Origin of the sequence: Sulfoacidibacillus thermotolerans, from assembly GCF_003144315.1 — a bacterium.
Taxonomy (GTDB): Bacteria; Bacillota; Bacilli; order Alicyclobacillales; family SLC66; genus Sulfoacidibacillus; species Sulfoacidibacillus thermotolerans.
This window is the reverse complement of sequence record NZ_MPDK01000075.1, coordinates 1-1871: the sequence shown is the minus strand read 5'-3', so window position 1 is coordinate 1871 and position 1871 is coordinate 1. Positions and strand designations below refer to the sequence as shown.

Below are 1871 nucleotides of genomic sequence, written 5' to 3'. Positions count from 1 at the left end.
ATCAAAATAACCTCCTTTTTTTTGGTCGATAGTTCCATGATAACATAGAAGAATTGGGAAATCCGACGCGTTATTTATTGATTTTATTTTACGATATATTTATTTTAAAGTCAAAAGATTTTTTTATCAAAAAGCCCCCTTTCATATGAAGGGGGCGGGGTAAGTATTTTTCTACACGAACGATCAAGCTTGCAGAGTTTGTAACGGTTCTATCTCGTTTTCTTTGTTAAGCAGAGAAGGTACTTTTTGGGTTAGGCGCTGAATAACAGCCTCAATAATCGTCTCTTGCATTTTTTTGATCACTTCCTGTTCCTCCACATTCCTTAGCTGATCACGCAACTCATCGACCGCCTGCTTTATGGCAGGCGCAACGATTCCGTACAATTCTTTATCTAACTCATAACGAATAACGGCCACCGCGTAGGTTGGCTCAAAATAATACCCCGATGCAACCTTGTGCAAAGACATAATGCGCTGGGCAAGAAGTTGCAGTGCTTTTTTGCTTTCTGTAGGGTGGTTTCGAAAAAAATCGATTGTTTTAGATTTTGTATTTTTAATAAGCGCAATTTTTTCTTCTACGCATGGCACAATCTCTGCATCTACCGCCTGCAAACTAGGTACATTTTGCGATTTGATGACCCAGTTGCGAATTTCTTGCCGAACCATTTTCGCAAATTGATTCAAAATTCCCTGCGAAACCTCGTTGTTCGTTAATTCCGCAAGGTTTTGCTTCTGAAAATAAGCGGCTGCCTGCAACTCCAACTTCCTTTCCGTATTATGGAACTTATATTGATCTGGCATCCTCAGCGCTCCTTTCTAAAAATGTAGAGATTATTAGAATCCCGACGCTTTTTTTGTGCTAACTGTTGCAACGAGGCGATAACACTGTTCATCAAATTGATAAACCCGGAATATAACTCATCGCTGATCTGATCCACGTCCCAAACGTCCATCATCCCCGCTGCTTCTTTGCGTAAATCAAGTAACTTGGATTCCATGGCTTTCATTAGCCGAAAATGTTCGTCGCTTTGCCCAGCAGAAGCAAGGGTTTTTTGCAAACGCTCTCGTGCCAACTTTTCTTCGATTGCTTTTTCTTCTGCAACCCGCTTTGCTTCGAGCGCCTGCGCCTTTTCCTTGCGCAAACGTTCTTCGGTTTTTGCTCTCATATCAAGTTGATATTTAAGCGATTTGTTTTGTTCTCGTGCTTCTTCGAGCACCATCTTGATTTCATTTGAAACCACTTCGATTTGTGGTCGATTCGCTAATTCGCGTCTTGCCTCAGCTAACTCCGTTTCTAATTTTGCAATGGATGCCAGCCAATTTTCTTTCTCTGTTTTATCGTTTTGTTGCTTTTCTTGTTGCAATCGCACAAGTTCTTGCTGGAGTTGTTGCACCTTGGCAATTGCTTCTTCATGCGCCTTGCGTTCTGATTCTATCTGCTTGCGAACCTCTTTCGTTTCTGCGACGCTTTGCTTCCCAATCGCCTTACCGAAAGTTTGGTAGAGCGCTGTTTGTTCGTCGGACGTTAAATAAGCGAGTTGCTCTGCCACAGTCGTCCCTAATTTTCCCTGATCGACAAGCTGTTGAAGTTCAGGAATGAGTTCATTGAGTTTGTCTAAGCGTCGAATGTGTTGCTCGGATTTCCCGATTTCTTGTGAAACTTGTTCAGACCACAAGCCTTTTAAATTCTGCTCATCATGCGCAGAATTAAGATTTGGGTTTCCCCTTCGTTCTCCGTACGTCTGCTCAATCAATTCCCGCTCTCTCCGAATTGCCTTCGCCAACTCCATCGGCGAGAGTGTGCGCGTTTTGACGTTTGCACTAATGAGCATGCGGGCGGCCTTGTTGTCATCCACATCTAAAACATCCGT

At 42.9% G+C, this 1871-nt stretch carries 2 protein-coding genes; both read right to left on the bottom strand.

The window, feature by feature from the left end:
* Window positions 1-183: 183 nt before the first annotated feature.
* On the bottom strand, window positions 184-801 hold the full coding sequence (locus BM613_RS14405) for a hypothetical protein (protein ID WP_109431846.1): 618 nt from the start codon (window positions 799-801) through the stop codon (window positions 184-186).
* Window positions 802-803: 2 nt separating this feature from the next.
* Window positions 804-1871, bottom strand: a 1068-nt coding sequence (locus BM613_RS14400; RefSeq protein ID WP_109431845.1) for a ParB/RepB/Spo0J family partition protein, incomplete at its 5' end; no start/stop codon positions are given.